Annotated in this window: 24 protein-coding genes; 10 read left to right on the plus strand and 14 right to left on the minus strand. The window is 50.7% G+C overall.

Annotated elements, in window-relative coordinates:
- Window positions 1-42: 42 nt before the first annotated feature.
- Together K1V27_RS00155 and K1V27_RS00160 are read right to left on the minus strand one after the other, a co-directional pair.
- Window positions 43-744, minus strand: coding sequence for a hypothetical protein (locus K1V27_RS00155; protein ID WP_258927497.1), 702 nt, complete (start codon window positions 742-744; stop codon window positions 43-45).
- A complete protein-coding gene (locus K1V27_RS00160; RefSeq protein WP_258927498.1) occupies window positions 741-1253 on the minus strand; it encodes a hypothetical protein in 513 nt (170 codons plus the stop codon). The genes K1V27_RS00155 and K1V27_RS00160 overlap by 4 nt, the downstream gene beginning before the upstream one ends.
- A 153-nt stretch (window positions 1254-1406) precedes the next feature.
- Here K1V27_RS00160 and K1V27_RS00165 point away from each other — a divergent pair, with 153 nt between their 5' ends.
- Window positions 1407-1589, plus strand: a complete 183-nt coding sequence (locus K1V27_RS00165; RefSeq protein WP_258927499.1) for a hypothetical protein — start codon at window positions 1407-1409, stop codon at window positions 1587-1589.
- 373 nt (window positions 1590-1962) lie between these two features.
- Window positions 1963-2394 (plus strand): hypothetical protein, encoded by a 432-nt coding sequence (locus K1V27_RS00170; RefSeq protein WP_258927500.1) that lies wholly within the window; start codon window positions 1963-1965, stop codon window positions 2392-2394.
- A 51-nt stretch (window positions 2395-2445) separates the two neighbouring features.
- Here the strand turns inward: K1V27_RS00170 and K1V27_RS00175 are convergent, their stop codons facing one another.
- The 7 genes from K1V27_RS00175 to K1V27_RS00205 all read right to left on the minus strand — a co-directional run bounded on the left by K1V27_RS00175 (window position 2446) and on the right by K1V27_RS00205 (window position 7307).
- A complete protein-coding gene (locus K1V27_RS00175) occupies window positions 2446-3312 on the minus strand; it encodes a hypothetical protein (protein WP_258927501.1) in 867 nt (288 codons plus the stop codon).
- Window positions 3297-3542: a hypothetical protein gene (locus K1V27_RS00180; protein WP_258927502.1), complete on the minus strand. Its 246-nt coding sequence runs from the start codon at window positions 3540-3542 to the stop codon at window positions 3297-3299. Before K1V27_RS00180 ends, K1V27_RS00175 begins: the two co-directional genes overlap by 16 nt.
- Before the next feature lie 235 nt (window positions 3543-3777).
- Window positions 3778-4047, minus strand: a complete 270-nt coding sequence (locus K1V27_RS00185; protein ID WP_258927503.1) for a hypothetical protein — start codon at window positions 4045-4047, stop codon at window positions 3778-3780.
- A gap of 24 nt (window positions 4048-4071) precedes the next feature.
- Window positions 4072-4608 carry a hypothetical protein gene (locus tag K1V27_RS00190; protein WP_258927504.1) on the minus strand — a complete coding sequence of 179 codons (537 nt, stop codon included), beginning with the start codon at window positions 4606-4608 and terminating at the stop codon, window positions 4072-4074.
- A 107-nt stretch (window positions 4609-4715) separates the two neighbouring features.
- A complete protein-coding gene (locus tag K1V27_RS00195) occupies window positions 4716-6179 on the minus strand; it encodes a patatin-like phospholipase family protein (RefSeq protein ID WP_258927505.1) in 1464 nt (487 codons plus the stop codon).
- Window positions 6176-6397, minus strand: coding sequence for a PEGA domain-containing protein (locus K1V27_RS00200; protein ID WP_258927506.1), 222 nt, complete (start codon window positions 6395-6397; stop codon window positions 6176-6178). The genes K1V27_RS00195 and K1V27_RS00200 overlap by 4 nt, the downstream gene beginning before the upstream one ends.
- A 718-nt stretch (window positions 6398-7115) precedes the next feature.
- Complete coding sequence (locus tag K1V27_RS00205; RefSeq protein ID WP_258927507.1) at window positions 7116-7307, minus strand: SEC-C metal-binding domain-containing protein; 192 nt, start codon at window positions 7305-7307, stop codon at window positions 7116-7118.
- Window positions 7308-7519: 212 nt separating this feature from the next.
- On the opposite strand from K1V27_RS00205, the gene K1V27_RS00210 reads away from it, so the two are divergent.
- The 6 genes from K1V27_RS00210 to K1V27_RS00235 all read left to right on the plus strand — a co-directional run bounded on the left by K1V27_RS00210 (window position 7520) and on the right by K1V27_RS00235 (window position 10191).
- Window positions 7520-7732 carry a hypothetical protein gene (locus K1V27_RS00210; RefSeq protein ID WP_258927508.1) on the plus strand — a complete coding sequence of 71 codons (213 nt, stop codon included), beginning with the start codon at window positions 7520-7522 and terminating at the stop codon, window positions 7730-7732.
- A 312-nt stretch (window positions 7733-8044) separates the two neighbouring features.
- Entirely contained in the window at window positions 8045-8365 is a 321-nt protein-coding gene (locus K1V27_RS00215; RefSeq protein ID WP_258927509.1) for a hypothetical protein, read from the plus strand.
- Between the two features lie 520 nt (window positions 8366-8885).
- The gene (locus K1V27_RS00220) at window positions 8886-9011 is read left to right on the plus strand and encodes a hypothetical protein (protein ID WP_258927510.1); all 126 of its coding nucleotides are present in this window, start codon (window positions 8886-8888) and stop codon (window positions 9009-9011) included.
- A gap of 211 nt (window positions 9012-9222) precedes the next feature.
- On the plus strand, window positions 9223-9576 hold the full coding sequence (locus K1V27_RS00225) for a hypothetical protein (RefSeq protein ID WP_258927511.1): 354 nt from the start codon (window positions 9223-9225) through the stop codon (window positions 9574-9576).
- A gap of 10 nt (window positions 9577-9586) precedes the next feature.
- Entirely contained in the window at window positions 9587-9835 is a 249-nt protein-coding gene (locus K1V27_RS00230) for an ATP-binding protein (protein WP_258927512.1), read from the plus strand.
- 89 nt (window positions 9836-9924) lie between these two features.
- Entirely contained in the window at window positions 9925-10191 is a 267-nt protein-coding gene (locus K1V27_RS00235; protein WP_258927513.1) for an AAA family ATPase, read from the plus strand.
- An 18-nt stretch (window positions 10192-10209) separates the two neighbouring features.
- On the opposite strand, the gene K1V27_RS00240 is transcribed toward K1V27_RS00235, so the two are convergent.
- Window positions 10210-11730 carry a pesticin C-terminus-like muramidase gene (locus K1V27_RS00240; RefSeq protein WP_258927514.1) on the minus strand — a complete coding sequence of 507 codons (1521 nt, stop codon included), beginning with the start codon at window positions 11728-11730 and terminating at the stop codon, window positions 10210-10212.
- Window positions 11731-13070: 1340 nt separating this feature from the next.
- Here K1V27_RS00240 and K1V27_RS00245 point away from each other — a divergent pair.
- The gene (locus tag K1V27_RS00245) at window positions 13071-14069 is read left to right on the plus strand and encodes a DUF72 domain-containing protein (protein WP_258927515.1); all 999 of its coding nucleotides are present in this window, start codon (window positions 13071-13073) and stop codon (window positions 14067-14069) included.
- 30 nt (window positions 14070-14099) lie between these two features.
- Here the strand turns inward: K1V27_RS00245 and K1V27_RS00250 are convergent, their stop codons facing one another.
- From K1V27_RS00250 to K1V27_RS00260, 3 genes are read right to left on the minus strand one after another with little or no spacing between them, the layout of a single operon-like run.
- The gene (locus K1V27_RS00250; protein ID WP_435051654.1) at window positions 14100-14384 is read right to left on the minus strand and encodes an integration host factor subunit alpha; all 285 of its coding nucleotides are present in this window, start codon (window positions 14382-14384) and stop codon (window positions 14100-14102) included.
- A 40-nt stretch (window positions 14385-14424) separates the two neighbouring features.
- Entirely contained in the window at window positions 14425-14562 is a 138-nt protein-coding gene (locus K1V27_RS00255) for a hypothetical protein (protein ID WP_258927517.1), read from the minus strand.
- Complete coding sequence (locus tag K1V27_RS00260) at window positions 14559-14735, minus strand: hypothetical protein (RefSeq protein WP_258927518.1); 177 nt, start codon at window positions 14733-14735, stop codon at window positions 14559-14561. The genes K1V27_RS00255 and K1V27_RS00260 overlap by 4 nt, the downstream gene beginning before the upstream one ends.
- A gap of 109 nt (window positions 14736-14844) precedes the next feature.
- Between K1V27_RS00260 and K1V27_RS00265 the strand changes: the two genes are divergently transcribed.
- Window positions 14845-15147 (plus strand): hypothetical protein, encoded by a 303-nt coding sequence (locus K1V27_RS00265; RefSeq protein ID WP_258927519.1) that lies wholly within the window; start codon window positions 14845-14847, stop codon window positions 15145-15147.
- Between the two features lie 38 nt (window positions 15148-15185).
- Here K1V27_RS00265 and K1V27_RS00270 read toward each other — a convergent pair whose 3' ends face one another.
- On the minus strand, window positions 15186-16586 hold the full coding sequence (locus K1V27_RS00270; protein WP_258927520.1) for an AcrVA2 family anti-CRISPR protein: 1401 nt from the start codon (window positions 16584-16586) through the stop codon (window positions 15186-15188).
- Window positions 16587-17011: the final 425 nt, after the last annotated feature.

Consider the following 17011-nt stretch of genomic DNA (forward strand, 5'->3'; position numbering starts at 1 on the left):
ATTCCTTGAAAGATCACGGCATCTTCTTCATCGGCCAATCTGTCATTCCGAAGTTGAGCCGATAGAAATGACCTGTTGCATTCTCTCGAGAATGATGGGACGGCGTGCCTGGCTTGCTGCATCTCCATACAAATATCCTGGCAAGGCATCATGAAATGCGGCATCATTCAGCAGGTCCATGAACTTCTCCGCCAAATAGACTTTGAGTTCGGGATCGCAATGACCGATTTCCGTAATAATCTCCCTGCGGCCATCGATCAACGTGACAATGTCTTCCATGTCATGGCTGGTAAAATAATCGCCCTTCCCCCGGCCCAAAAAGGCTTCCATCTTCGTGGCCAGAAAATAAGGGGCTGTAACCAAACGGATATCAAGATCATCGGCAATGTGTCTTTTTTCCGAATACTTCAAAGCATCGGCGTACCAACGGTTGGAGAAACCGAGAATGGATGCCTCGGTCGGCATCACATCAATCCTCACTCCCTCGATCATCCAACGGCAAACAGGATCGTCCTCACCGATTGACTCAGTGAATCCAAGACTGCGGAGTCTGTCTTCGAGCTTGTAATAGTCCATTCGGGACCCGATCTCTACGATCACATCGACATCAAGCGTCGGGCGGATTTGCGGATAAGCTGGATCAGTGATGAGAAAAGACGTGGTTGCGCCTCCTACGAAGGCAACTTCATCGCGCAGAGCACCCAACCTTCTTGCAACGATGATAACTCTCTCGATGTTTGTCATGAAAGCCGCAACCTCATTTGAAGCTCTCTCACTGCCAGATCCTTTTCTCTGGCGCGGCCCTCCCGAATTGCATCAACCAGCGCCAGAAGCTCGTACAGCTTGCGATCCACTGTGGCAGCTTTTGGGGCAGACTTATGCAAAGGGGAAAATTCAGTGCCGCGCGTGTTTCCTTCGGGATCTGGCCATACCGGTGGCAGATCGTCGGAGGAGGAAATCATCTGATCGAGGGGTGGAGCGGCATAGCTTGTGGGCATGCCACGTGTGAGGCTGCCCCGGACGGGCGGGTAGGCATACTTGACACCGTGGATGAGATACTCTTCCAATCCCCTTTTGATTGGCACCCTCCTGAGATCGTCATAGAGGCGCGCCGCCAGGGCGCGCTTGATGGCCGCATGTACTTCCGAAAGGCTCATAAAAAGGGAATTGGAAAGATACGGATAGGTCCAGCGAGACCCTTCCAGGGAGACGAGCTTCAATAGAACGTAAATGTCGTGTGGTTTCAAAATCATAATTTTCTATATTCGCGAAATGCGAAAATGGCAAGAAAAAAACATGCATGTACCCCCGAAGTCCCACGACATTCTATGTGTAAAACTACCTGAGAGACCACTTGCAGTTGACATAAAGGGGTGGCTCTTTGCTTGTGAAAAGGAGTGGAGGCCATGGCAGACGCAAGAAAATATCCCAGATATCCGGCCAAAAGTGGCGTTCTGGCAGTCCTTCACCTTCCCCACCCGATGGTGATGACCACCGGCCAGGTCGTTGACCTCGGCGAGGGAGGCATCGGATTCGTATATACCGGAACCGAAGGACCCTACACCGGTCCTGCAGGGCTCGAAGTCTAAGGCTTCGAGCTCCCCGAATATTCCCTCGGAAGAATACCCTGTCGAGTAGTATACGAAAAAACAATCTATCGAGATCCGGAAACCGGCATGGAAGAGAGAAGATGCGGACTCGAGTTCCCCCAAAGCATAAGGGACCTAGCGGACAAGCTCCGCGCCTTCATCAGGAGCAACACAAGGTCCATCGAATAAACCAGATATTTTTCTCTCTCGTCTTGATCCCCCCTCCGCGAAACCCGCCCGGAAAACCGCTCAAAAGACTTGATAGTTCAGACCAGCGCGCACAAAAGAGTACCAGCGATAGCCACCCGGAATTAGACTCCATTTTCATAGCGTCACTTTCAACACAAGTACATTTGCAGAAAGGAGGCCCACAATGCTGACTCACAATGAATTAACCGAACGGATAATAACCGCCATCGAAGGCTACAAATCGTTGCGCTCGATCTTCAACGACTTCTACACCCACTCCGCGAAGCTCCACGGCGAACAGAGCCTGTTCGAAGAGATCCTTTTTATTCCACAGCTTGCTACCGATTCCTTCGATGTTCTTTTCGTGGGGCGCCTCTTCCGCTTCAGCCTTGTCGTCCGCTCGTATGAAAAGAATGCACCCACTGGAACTGTCAAATGCGTCGAGCTTGACCGAACAACAAATTCACCACTGGCAGAAATCGGAAGCTTCAATTTCACTGAGTCCGGCGTATCAGATGTAAAACCACCCGATGCTGATCAACCCCTCCCAATGGATCACGAAAACGCTGCGTGTTATCTAGTCCTCAATCTGCTCCGGGAAGGCATCGAAAAGTAGAGCTTCAGATTAAGGTTGTTTGACCCCATCCTGCAAAAGAGATATCTCAATTCAATCAAGGAGACTCATTATCAAATGCTCTCTATTGGTTGTGCCGATAAATTTGTTGCTGCTGTCGAGGACGGGCATATCTTCTTTCAACTTTGCTGGTTCTCTCCAAATAGGCTTCATCAAAGCCTGTTGGATAGTCAATTCATAAGAAATTGACGATGTGCAATATGAGCCAAACAGCTGAGAGAGCTGACTTTTGGCATCTGCAATCGACAAACGACCTGCGGGTTTATTAAAAAGTTCATACACTTCCACAGTTTTCTTTTCGAGTTCATCTGGATCAAGCTCTGCAACGAAACTTCCGTCCCTATCTAGGACCAGAACGAACCGGAATTGTGAGCCGAATTGCTTTTTAAGTTTCAACAGATATTCTTTAAGCATCCAAGGATGGTACTTCTTGCCTTTGCGTAGCGGGACCGTTAGTGCGACAGTTACATTACGTTCTTTCAGTTCCTGGATCTTAGGTCGACTTAGAAAATCATCCAGATATTGAGGATTTCGCTTCTCCAACGATTCTATCTCATCCAGCCTCGCCACATCAGCGACCAATTTTTTCGTGTTCCTATCAATCCTTTCTGAGAACCTGTCAGCAACTGAACGCATTGCATTATTTATTACCTCGACCATCATCCGTCTTCCCTGCTCCGACTCAAGATGTTTGTTCACAAGCTCACCCATTAAATTCATTCCTGTATTCCCCGAGAAATATCCTTTCACCACAGTGTGCAAAATCTCTTCACCCCTTTCGCCATCAAAATACTCCCTAATCTGATTATTCACATGTTTTGCTGTGGCCGAGGCCAACATCGATTTCCCTTGTTCGCTTGCCAGGAATGCTGAAACCTCAGTCTTTAGCTTTTCTTGCACAGTCGGGTCTGTCCGATAAAATTGCCGACCTCGTTGGGCAAGAAAAACAGTATTGCCCACAAGATCGCGACAAGTCCTGCTCCTCCTATCGGCAGACCTACCCATTTCAAGAAGCTCGACTTCACCTCAGAGTCGATCCGCCTGCTCAGAAGCTCAAGTGTTGCTTCATTGACATAATGCTCATCAGCAATCTTTATCTGCTCTTGATCGTTCTCTTGTATACTCATCATACTCCCCCTTCCCGTGCCTGCTTGACGCAAAATTGTGTTGTTGTATCGGCATCCCTCCAACCAGATAAGACCTTGGCCAAACTCCTCACCTTTTCCGATGTAACATCCTTTTGTAGACTCTAGGCTGCCCACTGCAACTACGTTTCAGCAGTTTCGCCTTTCGGTTATAAACTAGAGCGGACTCATGATGGGGCAAACTCAAATCTCATTAGTGGATTCGCCTTGGCTATTACGACTAGACTATGATTTTTGCCAGTTTGAGAGCCTTAACAACAACGTCGCCGTAAATGTCTATCTTCTCAACCAATTTTGCACGTTGTTCATTTTCATTGGTTGCAGATTCCATGTCATCAATTAGAATCTTGAGTCGTTCCAGCTCCTCCAAACTGAATATCTCTTTGATCGTTAATGCATCAAAAGGCAGCCAAAATGCAGCCTCTTTGTATTCTTCTGTTATTTGATCAATAATGTTTCGATACTCTGAGCTTCTCTTTGAAAAAGACATAATTTTACCTCATATGCAATGTGGTTATGGTGCAAGGACCAGCGCTTTCTCGACTGTGCCCACAATTAAACTCGGATCGACACCGGTTATCTCATTGAATAAGTCAGATATCTCATGCCTTGAAGCATCTAACCTTTCAAGCGATAGAAGGTACGCTTGCACCTTGGAGTTCATGCCAATTACAAGCTGTGCATTTTTGCGGGAATCGTTTATCAGTTCCTCCTCTTTTGCTGCTATTTGAGCCAATATTTCCTCCCTTGCCGCCGCTGCAATGGTCGTGATATCTAGCCGTTGCTCTTCGGTTAAACATTCGCTCGAAGTAATTACCATTTCAGAGCGGTACTTCTTTTCAGCACTGCGGTATATGTCTTCCCATTTTTCGTCCAATATGCCTCTCTCAACATCACCTAAGGCTCGAATAACCTTCTCATTTTCCGCCTGCAGACGTGTAATTCCACCATTTACGGAGGAACTCAGTAAAGCAGCATTTTTGGGTACTCTTGCACATCCAGCACACAATATGCATACAATGGCGACAAAAGCGGCTAGTCTCTTTAGCATTGCTTACCTCCACATGTTTTAAATTAGCTTAATATGATGGTTACACGTTTTAGACGACACGCGATCTGGATTAGAGAAGCACGCTACAATTGAAAGGTACTAAAATGCTAAGGAAAAATTCCCGCTCCTATGGGGCACGCCTCGGGCCGGGGGCGCCCTTCTTCTTTGGCGGCCAGTACTTCGAGTAAACATTGGTACTGAGGCGAGGTCTGCAACAGCTTGGGCCCGATGGCGATTAGTTTGGCGACCTGCTCCTTGCTCAGCTTAAAAGAAGTGGGCAAATCCAGGTAGTAGCGCGGGTCTTCGCCGGGGATTTGGTCAGCCGCCTCGAAATTGATCTCGATTACATAAGGATCGATATCGACCGGAAAGAGAATGGGTTTTGGTGCTTCAGGACAATATTCGGAGAGCAAGGCGACGCAGGCTTGGTCATTCTTTTGGGTCTGCACCCGGCGATAGAGTGCCTCTCGCAGTTCGGTCACGCTGTCATAACTATAATTATCCATTGCCACGGTGGCGGTTTTCTCTGCCACCGTGAAGAATCCTGGTGGTTTCTCTTTGCGGCTAATTTGATCTTCACTCTGTGTGCGGGCATTGACGACAATCAAAACCAAGTGCTCGATGGCGCCCTGATTGATGCGAGTACGAATGAAGCCTCGATCAAGTGCATCCAGAATTCCCCTAGCACCGATGTTATCCGACAAGCCGCCATCCATCAAATGAATATAGCGATTCTCCTTGTCCAAGTAGACCTTCAGGTTTTTTGCGGCGTTGTAACGTTCGGTGATCCAATCTTCCGTGGTTAAAGCTTTCTCGTACCACCAAGGTGGTGTGTATCCTTCCGCGACCGGATAATTCTTTAAACTGATGGGGGTTAATAAGTAAGGAAAAGCAGATGAGGCTGCCACAGCCCTTGAGACCTGGTACAGATCAAGCCGAGAACCGAGCGCGTCGAAATACTCCTGGGTAAAATCAAACCGTCGATTAGCTCCTAAATTGGTGGCGTTGAGAATCACAAAGGGACGCTCTTCGCCTTGCAGGCTTTCGAAGGTGGCCGCATCGAAAATATCGCTATTGTAAAATTCTGCAGCCATATCGATGCGGCTAAAGTAAGGTGAAGCCAGCCGGATCCAATTTACTGGGTTAAAAAGTCGGCCAGCCAAGGACCCTTGAATATCACGCTCCAGGAATCGGACCCTGAAATCTTCGAACAGTCGGTCCCGAAACAGGCCATAATAGGCTGCGGTGAAAGAGCCCCCAGACACCGAGGAGATGCAATCCACTTCATCCAAAAGGCGTTTCTCCTGGCCATCGACGACAATAACTGTGTCTCGCAAGGCCTCCATAATGCCATAGGACAGGGCAGCAGCTCGGGTCCCACCTCCCGAAAACATTAGGCAAACAAAAAGTGAATCACTATTATGTGGCCCAGGATCAATAGCATCAAATCGATAACCTGACTCTGAATCAAACTCTCGGCTTTGTTCGTTGACGATGTAATGCGCACACCCCGTGAAAAGAATCAACGTCGAAGCAAGAAAAACCCTCCAGAATTTATAATATTTCCTCATGAGGCCACCTCGAACACGACCACCCTCGGCTTGAGCGATGCCGTGTCGCGCAAATCAATATCATGTTTCTCAGGAGTAAAATTATCAGGAGGGCCGAGAGTCACTTCATAAGGACCGCTTTCAAGTTCAAGTTTTGTATTCGTGATTCCCATATACTGGCCGTTGATCATCACGCGGCGGGTCCGTGGAAACAATGCCACCAAATACTCCTTTGCCATGATCTTTTCTCCATTTCTCGCGCGGTCATGCAATCTGAGGTTTATTGAAAGCAAACAAGGAAGCGGCGGATGTGGTTATGGCTTCCTTGTCCTACGTCCCACAATATTTGATTTGAACAGTCCCAAGTAATCTGATCCCGCCTATCCCGCTATACCTCGCCATGCTTTTGCACTTTACCCTGCCTACCCCGCGCGCCGGGCGCTAACCGGTCCCAAGACCACGCCGGATAACGGCTGGGCATCAGCGGGGGCGCCGAAGCACCTCCGGAATGTCAACATTACTGGTTGTCGCAGCGCCACGAGCCTCGCCGACCACCTGCAGGCCATGGCTCGGCTGCAAGATCTATTCTGCTGATGACGATGCAGACTCCAGTTCAGAGGCTTTCTTCAGAGCCCATTCAATGGCTTCGTTGTCAAATCCTGGCCTTGAGCGCATAAAAGCGGCCGCCTTTCGGTAGTACTCAGCGGCCATCCCATTCTGCCCTTGGCTTCATAGACCGTTGCCAGTCCGTCGAGCCCGTCAACATCGTCCGATAGCTGCTCCAATAGCTTGTGACACTGAGCTCTGCTTCGTCCAGTTTCCCGGCTTGGATGAGATCAATGACACTATTCGATAGGTTGTCCAACTCCCCTCCATTTGGGCATGGATCTGTTTGAAGACATCTGAAGGAGCCTGCGGCGGCCGGGTACGTTGAGGACCTGTTCGCGCAACAAAATGTTACTTGTACTTCTTTCCACTTCCACAAGGGCAGGGCGCATTGCGGGATATCTTACTCATGGGTAACGCAACTCCTTTGTTGAAAAACCGTTGCCAAACATAGCATCTGGCGCGTCGGGCGCCGGCGGCGGCGCTGCGGGCGGCGCCAGGTTGGAGTAAATAACTGGCTTTTTCGGAAACCTCTTCGATCATGATCATTCGCTCAAGTGGGAGACGCCATGTTTGCTCCATTTACCCGCTCAGATAATAGAAATACAGTTTGAATGTGCTGCGAAACAAGATCCGCTGCGGTTTGCCCTCCTGCCCCGTCTGCAATACTCAACCGGATTTGTTCAGGCGGCATCAGGCACGCCCCCGCAAATTCCGCATTCTATGCGACGCATTGGTCCAGGTGGTAAAATGCCTTGTCATTCGGTGGAAATGCCCCGGCTGCCATAAAGACCTTCACCGAACGTAGCCTCCTTCGCGCTTCCTTCAAGCGTTACACCAGCGACGCGATACTTCATCGCTCGGCAAGCTATCTGGAAGATGAGACGTCGACCTATCGGAAGACAGTCCTGGAAGAAGGCCTGAGATTTTCCATACCTCACGGACGAAGGAAATACGCCGGTCGATAAAGTCCTCCCACACAACCCTCTACCGCTGGATCGACACCTTTGGCCGCTTCAGCAAACCGCGCCGCGCTCTGGACCTCATCTGCTGTAGTTGATCCGGCGACAAAGTCTACCGGGATCTCGCCGCGCTAACGATCTCCCCAATAAGTTCGTGAAAAACCGCTCGGGAAGAAACCTCAAACGGCTCTCGCCGGCTCGTCCACCTGAGGCGGTATTCCGAGTTGTTTTTGAAAAGCCTAATTTTTCCTTTGCAACAGTGGCCGCGCCTGGCAAATGATTTATGCTCGCCTCCAACCATAAAACAAAGGAGGCGTTATGAAGCAAAAAGATGAAAATAGCCCCTGTTCTGGTGCGATCTCCCCGCCCCGTTTCGACGAGGTGGAGCCGGAATCGATCCAGGGATTTTCTCAAAGAGATCTCTCAAAAGGAGATGTCTTCATGGACGTACCGGCAAGCGCCCTCCTTTCCACCCTCAGGCGAGCGAAGCGCTATCGAACCGGAGGATTCGATGCTCTCGCAAGAAAAGACTGCCATGACCGCGGCCATGCCAGGCCGCACCCGCAGAAATCATTGCAACCGCCATCGAGCTTAAATGCGAGCAGCCCAAGCGCTCTGCCACTATCAACCGATTCCTAAAGGACCCTATGGCGTTACGCTCTCCTGCTCTACTTTGTATCGCCATCTTAAAGGTGTGGCGCAACCCGCCTCAAGCTCGGCGTTGTCAAAAACAAGGTGAGAAAACGTTGGACCAGAGACCATACCCATGATCTTCTGTTGGGGACTTCGAGGAAGGCCCTTGCGTTGTTTTCGGCCGGGAGGTCCTGCCCACCTATCTTTCCGCTTTCATCGACTGCCACAGCAGGTATATCGTCGAGGCCCGCTACTACCTGCGCCAAAGCCCGATATCCTCATCGACTCGCTGCTGCGCGCCCTGGCCAAGCATGGCGCCCCATGAACTCTACCTCGATAACGCCAAGGTCTATCACGCAATCGGCCTCAAGGTTACCTGCTACCGGCTCCACATCCGGCTTCGCCACTGGCCGCCGGGACCTTCCCGAGGACTCATTGAGCGCTTTGAGACCGCCCAAGACCGGCGAATCCGAGGTGCGGGCACAAGATGCCATAAGCGCCGAATATCCCCAACCGAGCTCAGCGCATGGATCCGGTGGATTATCATAGCTCCATTCATTCCGAGACCGGCGAGACTCCCAAGGACCGCTATCATACCGGACTTTCCGTCATCCGCCACGTGGAATGGACCAGGTGCTCGCTTCCTTTCTAGAAAGGTCACTTCCGGGTCGTCCACAAGTGATTTTTCCGACATTAGCCTCGATAAGCGCCCCACTGGGTCGATCCAGCTTTAAGGGAGACAAGGTCTGATTCACTACGATCCCTTCTCGTCTTCAGATAGCGTGAAGATCTTTTCCTGAAAGGCGAATACCAGGGATCGGCGTGCTCCATCACCGCGAGGCCGAGCAACCGCCTTTCCCGCAATGCTCGGGGAAAACCCAAGTACAACCTCATCGATCTTCCTCGTTCGCGAGCACTGGGAGCAGCTCGCCGCAAACACTCGCGGCATCGATTACCGTAAGGTCGTCTCCGTGCGGCCGTGGCCGTTTCATGCCTTTGTCAGAGCCTTTGCCCGGCTGCTCGGAAAAGAAGTGGGCATCTCCGCCTTCACGGCACAGGAGCTCGAAACGCTCAAAAAACTCTACAATCAAAACGTTCAGCTCACAGAATCCGTGCTCACGCAGGCCTTTGCCCGAGTGCCTAACAAGTCGTTCCCCCACCTCGTCGGTGAGCTCAAACAAACTTACAGCAAAAGAGTAACCACCATGTTCCCTTGATCATTTCAAAATGAACAGCCATCCCTTCCAGGAACGCTCCGTGGAATGGATCCTCAACGACCACCGCATCTCCCGTCCCCGGCCAAGACCTCGACTACCTTCGCCCGGCAAGGGGACCCTGGCCCTCCTCATCGGACCAACCGGTGCCGGAAAATCCACACTCTTAAGGCTCTTCATCCATAACCTCTCTAAAAACCGCTACCGCCCCGTTTATCTCCACTTCAACGGAATCCCGTCATCCAGCCTGCTTCGCAACTAATCAGACCTTCAGTTGGGAGTAGCTTTCCCCGGCGAGGCAAGGATCATCTTTACAAATTTCCGATCGCACCGCAAAAGAAGATCTCAACGGTGCTTATCATCGACGAAGCCCACCTTATAGATCCGCAAGCTTTGACCGATCTGCGCCTCCTGGTTAGCTCAGCCCTCGATACCGATACTCCCGTAAAGATCGTCCTCAGCGGTCAGGAGCCCCTCGCCAAGCTCCTTGCCCGTGCCTCTCTTAGCGATCTTGTCAACCGAATCACCGTCCGATGTCACCTCGGCGCCTTAACCTCGGACCAGACCACCTCCTACATCGACTCCAGGATGCGTTTCGCGCGGAGCAACGATCCTTGAGTTCGAATCAATTCGAGCTCACCCTACCACCCGCAGAGCCTTGGCCATGTAGTCGGCACGACGTTCAAAGCGGTCACGAGGAACGCCAATCTGCTGTTTCCAGTATTTCTCGTCGCTCATGAAGGTCGCTAAACCAACAACATCGTTGGCGACGACTAAGGGTTGTACCCGTTTACGTGTGAAGGGCGTGTAATCGCCTCGATAGCGCAAGTCTACAAGAATGTCTTTGATGGCTGGATGAAGTTGCTCCCAATCCGTCCCCCCATAGGTTCGAACCGCGCTGCTCTTGTTGCATATCCGTTCCACATCAGCAGAGTGCTCAGCGTATGTGATCTCAAACAGAGCCTTTTGCTGTGTTGGAGTAATAATTGCATTCCCAAGCCCTTGGCGGAGAATGTATTGGTTGGCTGCATCGCCTTTGAGTCCCGCCGCCCCTGCGAATTTTTCCGCCAGTTCGGGATCAAGGCCGGATTTGGTCAAGTCTGCAAGGATCTGCGACTGCTTTTTGCTTTTCAGGTCGTAACCGCGACCAAGTGTGACACCGGAGCTATTCGAGGGAACGTGTGGCCTGCGGCTGAAGTAGAGACCGCTGATTTCCTGTCCCTCTGCATCGAAGGTCAGCTGCCCCGCATCTACGATGAAATCATTACTCACTGATGATAGTGGCTTTATCGTCGGCGCTTCCTCAGGAAACCCTTTTTCAATTTCAATATGGCGTAGCCGCATTGTATTCTTGCGACCAAGCTTTGTGATCAGGCATCGTTCCTTGGTCAGGCCCATTATGCGGGTCCCTCGCTCTCGTCCCCTGTCCCGGTAATCAATGCTGGCGTTGACCACATCGCATGGCTTGTCCTTCGGATATACCCGGCCATCCAGGTCTACACCGGAAAAAGGACCGACGTACAAATTGACATGCCTCAGACGATTGCTCTCCAAGTCACCGTTCCAGTAAATCAAGATATCTCCAGCTTGCCATGGCTCATTGTCGGCAACCTTTCGTAGAAACTCATTTGGTCGGAAGTAATTAGCGGCATGAGGCGATTTGAAGGACGTTCCTTGTGGTGCGTCTACAGTCCACTCAATTTCTCGAATGCCTGCAGCTTTCAGGCAAATATAGACAAGATCGGCACAAACTATGTCCTTATGATGGAGGTGGTACAGATCGTGTCGATAGTTCCATCCACAGCAACACTTCTGAAAAACCTCTGGCAGATTGTCAAATACAGTCGTGTCTTCTCCAAGCATTCGAAGTGCCTGCTGCACCAGCGCCATCCTCTTTGAGGATTCTCTGTCAAAATCTGGGATGAGTGACCGTAAGCCGGTTGCCTGAGGCCCATCATCCTGAATGTGAATAAGTGCACCCCATACGTATCCTTGCAAATCCCCGACAGACACATGGTACCAGTCTCCTTCGCTTCGCAGGATCTGCATTGCAAAGCCTTTTGGCAATGTTCTCAAAATGGGACTGGATGTGGAAGGTTCTTGACGCAGTCTGAGGCTCCCCGAGCGTGTCACCACAATTCCAATTCGGATTGCCATAACAACCTCCTTTTTGAAGGCTTTCCGTAATTACAATTAGGCGGAAGGCAATTATCCTATTGAAATAAATATTTTTACCCTAAAGCGACGTTCGATGAATCTCTGAACGTGGACAAGATAATAAGGTGGCAATAGCAAACAAGAGTTTCCGAGGGAGGCAGCGAAATCGGCATTTCACATCATTCTTGCTTGCGCTGCAATGGCTTTTACTTTTTGTTTTTCCTCCGATGCTTTGGCATTTGGTGTTTGGTTTGTTTTTTAACATCCGGATATACAATCACTTATCTGGTAGATTCAACCTAACGCCTTCGTCTTTTTTCATTCCTTACATCTGCAGCACAAATCAATCGATTATTCAATAGGTACATTTGCCTATTTTGATGTCAGTAATTTTGCCTATGCGTAAGATTGCTCAATTGCCTTTGCGACCAATCGATGAATTCCAAATTAAACAAGAGTAGATATGGATCATACCCTTTTGGACTGTCCTTTTTATTCCAGAAGATCGTATTTCAGATCAGCGGGCGAAACTAAATTGTGCACGAAATATCGATCTGGAAGCATTGACCCTATTTCATTTGGCAACCCCGGTCAGGGCATTTTTCCCTTTATCGAAGCCTCAATTGATCATGCGCGGCACAGCCAACGATGTGCAAGGAATCGAGCGGCATCAGCATTGGTCGTATTCAACGTATGTCACTTCGAGAGATCAGCTGGGTAAAAAATGGAATAAATATGTGCGTCCGATTGAACAATTAATTTCAGCAAGCAGTGTGCCAATTCTATGCGCGTGCACGCTGCCGTGCCATGGAGGCCGCAGGCCAAGATCACCACAGGTTCCACCGTTGGTGATTTATTTGAATCTAGCTGGTAAGAAGTGTCATCACAATTTACAGTTGGCAACTCAGTTGATGTTTTTCGTGACGCAGCCTGGAGAGAATCCTCCCACCGTCGCTTTCCTTGCCGTTCCTTCGACTACAAAAACTTTCTCCGCCTCAAAACATGAACAGTATATGCAGATACACAAGGAAGTGAGCCAGTCAAAAAATGGCCATGCCAAGTCGATGACTCTTTTGTAGTTTCTTAGTCGTTCAGCGATCAATAAAAAAACATTGGCACACATTCCAGCCGATCCCGTCAGTTCATATTCACTTCATTGCGGCCGATGTTTTCGGTAGAATCCGTTCGCGAATTGGTTTGATTCCGGTTGGACATTTCGGGACCGAGAGAAACTGAGAAGATAAATTCTACCCACAAGCAGGATTGAGGCAATACTCTCGGTCACTCCGCTTTAAGTATTGGTTTATACCTCAATAAATTCCGGCAGAGGTGTCGTATTTATGGCACAGCGCGATGACATCGAAAGGTACAGGTTCAGGAACCTTCACCCCAATGTTCTTATCGGGACTGCAAGTGACAGGTATTGGGGCTGGCTCGGCCAGATCTACACGCCGGAAAAGTACCAGGGAAGGATAACCAAAAGAACCAACAAGGTCGGCGGGAAAACCTTCCCGGAAGAGGTGCTGCCTGTCGATAGTGTAAAAGAATACTTCGAGCACTTCGGCGTGCTTGAGATCGATTACACTTTCTATCGACCGCTGCTCGATGAAAAGGGCGAGCCCACACAGACCCATCGCGTGCTCGCAGCCTATAGAGAATATATCAGGGACCGAGATTCTGTCGTGTTGAAGGTTCCACAGCTTGTCTTTGCGCAGAAGCTCAAGCGCGGCAATCGGTTCGTCGAAAACGATTCATATCTTGATCCGGACGTTTTCACGCGACAATTCTACCGGCCGGCCGTCAAGATCCTTGGAAAAAGCATGGCCGGCCTCATCTTTGAGCAGGAGTACCAGAGAAAGGATGAACGGATTTCCGCAAAAGAGATGGGCATGCAGCTTGACGCGTTCTTCTCCAAAATACCAAAGGATACGAGATACCATATTGAGCTCAGAACAGCGTCCTATCTTGACAGGGCCGTGTTTGAAGTCTTCGCGAAGCATGGAGTCGGCCAGGTGCTCTCTCACTGGACGTGGCTGCCGCCTCTAAGAAGGCAATTCGCAAAAGCGGGCAGACGGTTTTTCAACTCGGGAAAGCAGGCGATAGTCAGGCTGATGACGCCTCGCGACGTGCGCTATGAGGACGCTTATGCAAAGGCGCATCCTTTCGACAAGATAGTCGACGGTATGCTCAGCCGGGAGATGATCGAGGACACAGCCGTCCTGATGCACGCCGCGGTCAAGCGCGATGTGAGGATGAATGTCATTATCAACAACCGGGCCGGCGGCAACGCCCCCATGATCGCGCAGAGGATTGCAGGAAGTTTTATTGCGAAAAGATAGTCGCCTTCGACCACTGGCTGCTTGTCATTGTCACCCCGCTTCTTCATTGACAGCGTCCCTCAAGATACCGGAACATTTGAAGGTGACCACCTTGCGCGAACCGAGCACCATGGGCTCACCGGTTTGCGGATTCCGTCCCCGCCGCTGGTGTTTCTCGCGCACACAAAATTTTCCAAACCCGGATATGAGCACATCTTCGCCGGATTCCAGCGATTTTTTGACCAGATCGAAAAGAGTATCGACGATCCGGGCGCAATCGCTTTTCGTAAACATGTTTTTGGCAAAAAGCTTCTCCACGATCCGGGCCTTGGTCAGCGTTGCCACACATCCTCCTCGTCCACCTGGCGGTGACATCTCAAATAATTTTTCGCCGGGTGCTCAGTGCTTCCTCGTCATCGAATTCGCCCATCACATACAGCCTTATCTTATTGCTTCGCGGGAATTCCTTGCGGATGAGGCTTTTCAGCAGTTTCCCCAGTTTATCGCCGGTCACGGTGAATCTTTCATTGAAGTAGCCGTTTTCGATACCTTGAACTCCCGTTCGCTATTTTTTACGATGATAACCGACCTGTTTCGTTTGTAGGTGCGCAAATCCAGACAATGACCTGTGGATAGCTTCTTCAGCTTGTCGTGAACCGCTTCGACGATTTTGGTCTTGTCGATCATTGGCAACCACCCGTGAACAGCGGTGTCATTAGTTTGCAGTGCAACTGCTCATATCTTTTTTCTTGGGCAAGGATTAGATCACTATTTTGCCGGAGTCAAATGATATGGCATGGAACGATTTTGTGGTACATTCTTTCACCTCAACTATTATTTCAATCAGGAGGGAGCTATAGGCCGGGTCCTCAATCGGGTTTGGCCGGACTTTTTCATCACACTGTTGATGCCTCTGTTCATGCCGAGCTTGCCTTTCTCCGGACACGGTTATGAGAGACACCCCGGGAAGTACCCGCTGCAGATACTGCATCAAAACATTGGTGCCAGGATGAAGTTCAGGGAAATTCTTGAAGAAGATTATCATACCTTCCTGCGGAACCTGGAAGTGTCCCACGGCACGGTATTGAACAACGGCTAGGTAGCTCGCGAGAGCGCACCGCTACCAACCAAATCCGCTCAGCGTTTCACCAGGTAGTCCCGAGGTCCTCCCTCCACGCCCTTTTCATACTCCCTGCCGCGTATGTAGGGCGCGATCCAGATGAGTTTTCGCAAGGAACGCTTCGGGCCGTGCGGCTGCATTTTGTGATGACCGCGCACGCTCACCATTCGGGCGATGGTGTAGGCTGTCTCGCCTGCTTTTCGCTCCATCTTCGGTAAAGACTTTGCTGACCGGATGATAGTATATCGCCTGGCCGTGGCAGCCCTTCGTTCTGCGCTGCGCAGCTTCTTGGGATTTTGGGTGCGCTTCATTTTCTCGATCAGCGGCTTCAGCTCATCCCGGAGCTCGCCACGGTAGCTGTCGGAAGTAATGAAAAGCAGCGTGGAGAGGATCAGCGAAGCAATGTCCCGCGTGATGTACTCGTGCGTTCCCGGCAGTGAATCCTCGACCGTTTCCCAAATCCGCCTCCCCGGCTCTTTGGGGAGGATAATGTTCCGGTGAAAATCGTCATGGGTTTTCGCATGTTGACCAAGAACGGTAATGAGAAGCTGTTCTCCCATATCGACCAGATATGCGCCGACCACATCATAGCGTTCTCGAACCCATGAAGTTCCGGCCTCTTTCGAGTCTGGCAGAAGATCCATGCCGGTCGCTCCGAAGTGGAAGTAGCAGGCCGGATAGGGAAGCAGCAGGTGGTCCCAGAGGAGATCGCAGTCGGTCGCCATAAGATAGGGCAAAAGATCGGGGTGCACTTCAAAGAGTGCCCCCTTATCATGCAGCGTTGCATCCCGGTAGAGAGGCGGCACCGCTTCATCAAGGGATTCATAAACCTCCGCCAGGAGCGACCCGTGAAACCAGCCGGCCAGATTGAGAAACCAGGCATCCAGGAGGGCCTCGAAAGAGACGGGATCTTCTTCGAGCGCCTTGCGGACCGCTTTTTTCGCTTCATCGGGCAGCCCTGCGTAAATGGCACGGTAGCTAAGGTAGGAAATATCGGGCGCCAACGAGTTGACCAGCATCTCTATCGTATCTGAGAGGTTGGAAAGAAATTTCCCGGCATCACGAACGCTCTGGGACGAAAAGAGAACCGATACCTCCCCTGCGCCCTGGGGCGCAATCTTAAGAAAGCCGATATTGTCCTCTGCCGGCATTCTTGGCAGGATTTCCTGTCTGAGCAGCTCGATCAGTCGGGGGAGCTCCGGGTGTGGCGCGATTTCGGTTCTTGCATCGACTGAAGCGGCTTCCAGGGATCTGCAGATGCTGTCTTGAAAATACTCGACCTCTCCCGTTTGCCGAACCACCAGACAGTAATCCGCCAGACGCAGCCGGCATTTCGGATAGCCCGGATACAGCCAGATGGTAAAGCCAACCGCCGTTTTCAATATCCTCAAGTAACAAGGAATGAGCGCTTTTTCCACTTCTCAGCCGCCTCGATCGATGAGGTTCACAAACCCTGAATAGCACAGCCACAGCCTCAAATCATGCATATTTTGCCACCCTCGGCCATTTCGACCGAACCTGGGGAAGCATGGCCGCGCAGGGTCTATGAGCAGAGCTTTTCTGTACAGCTGCTCGGCGCTCTTGCGGCGTGCAAAGGGTATCCGATGTTTCCCAGGTTGACCAGGGCGTGTACTCTCGTTGGAAAAACCGCCAAGACCGGACAGACGTTGCCGGGTTGCGAAAGATGCGTTGCAGTGAGAACGGGGCGATGAAATTGTTTTGATTATGGCCCAACCCATGCTAGAAAAATAGTGGCCTCGTATTTTTTGTGGCCGATCCCTTTGACTTGGCGGGTTGTGGATGCCGACCACGGCCCGCCGCTCTATTTTGACAAGAAACACTA

It is taken from the genome of Desulfoferrobacter suflitae (assembly GCF_022603395.1).
GTDB classification, from domain to species: domain Bacteria; phylum Desulfobacterota; class Syntrophobacteria; order Syntrophobacterales; family Syntrophobacteraceae; genus Desulfoferrobacter; species Desulfoferrobacter suflitae.

Excerpts from the sequence above, each read along its gene's own strand:
- K1V27_RS00160 (WP_258927498.1), bottom strand. The coding sequence starts at position 1,253 with ATGATTTTGAAACCACACGACATTTACGTTCTATTGAAGCTCGTCTCC.
- K1V27_RS00230 (WP_258927512.1), top strand. The coding sequence starts at position 9,587 with ATGAACAGCCATCCCTTCCAGGAACGCTCCGTGGAATGGATCCTCAAC.
- K1V27_RS00165 (WP_258927499.1), top strand. The coding sequence starts at position 1,407 with ATGGCAGACGCAAGAAAATATCCCAGATATCCGGCCAAAAGTGGCGTT.
- K1V27_RS00220 (WP_258927510.1), top strand. The coding sequence starts at position 8,886 with ATGGATCCGGTGGATTATCATAGCTCCATTCATTCCGAGACCGGCGAG.
- K1V27_RS00170 (WP_258927500.1), top strand. The coding sequence starts at position 1,963 with ATGCTGACTCACAATGAATTAACCGAACGGATAATAACCGCCATCGAA.
- K1V27_RS00240 (WP_258927514.1), bottom strand. The coding sequence starts at position 11,730 with ATGGCAATCCGAATTGGAATTGTGGTGACACGCTCGGGGAGCCTCAGA.
- K1V27_RS00180 (WP_258927502.1), bottom strand. The coding sequence starts at position 3,542 with ATGATGAGTATACAAGAGAACGATCAAGAGCAGATAAAGATTGCTGAT.
- K1V27_RS00245 (WP_258927515.1), top strand. The coding sequence starts at position 13,071 with ATGGCACAGCGCGATGACATCGAAAGGTACAGGTTCAGGAACCTTCAC.
- K1V27_RS00225 (WP_258927511.1), top strand. The coding sequence starts at position 9,223 with ATGCTCGGGGAAAACCCAAGTACAACCTCATCGATCTTCCTCGTTCGC.
- K1V27_RS00260 (WP_258927518.1), bottom strand. The coding sequence starts at position 14,735 with ATGATCGACAAGACCAAAATCGTCGAAGCGGTTCACGACAAGCTGAAG.
- K1V27_RS00205 (WP_258927507.1), bottom strand. The coding sequence starts at position 7,307 with ATGATCGAAGAGGTTTCCGAAAAAGCCAGTTATTTACTCCAACCTGGC.
- K1V27_RS00155 (WP_258927497.1), bottom strand. The coding sequence starts at position 744 with ATGACAAACATCGAGAGAGTTATCATCGTTGCAAGAAGGTTGGGTGCT.
- K1V27_RS00265 (WP_258927519.1), top strand. The coding sequence starts at position 14,845 with ATGGAACGATTTTGTGGTACATTCTTTCACCTCAACTATTATTTCAAT.
- K1V27_RS00190 (WP_258927504.1), bottom strand. The coding sequence starts at position 4,608 with ATGCTAAAGAGACTAGCCGCTTTTGTCGCCATTGTATGCATATTGTGT.
- K1V27_RS00185 (WP_258927503.1), bottom strand. The coding sequence starts at position 4,047 with ATGTCTTTTTCAAAGAGAAGCTCAGAGTATCGAAACATTATTGATCAA.
- K1V27_RS00195 (WP_258927505.1), bottom strand. The coding sequence starts at position 6,179 with ATGAGGAAATATTATAAATTCTGGAGGGTTTTTCTTGCTTCGACGTTG.
- K1V27_RS00200 (WP_258927506.1), bottom strand. The coding sequence starts at position 6,397 with ATGGCAAAGGAGTATTTGGTGGCATTGTTTCCACGGACCCGCCGCGTG.
- K1V27_RS00215 (WP_258927509.1), top strand. The coding sequence starts at position 8,045 with ATGAAGCAAAAAGATGAAAATAGCCCCTGTTCTGGTGCGATCTCCCCG.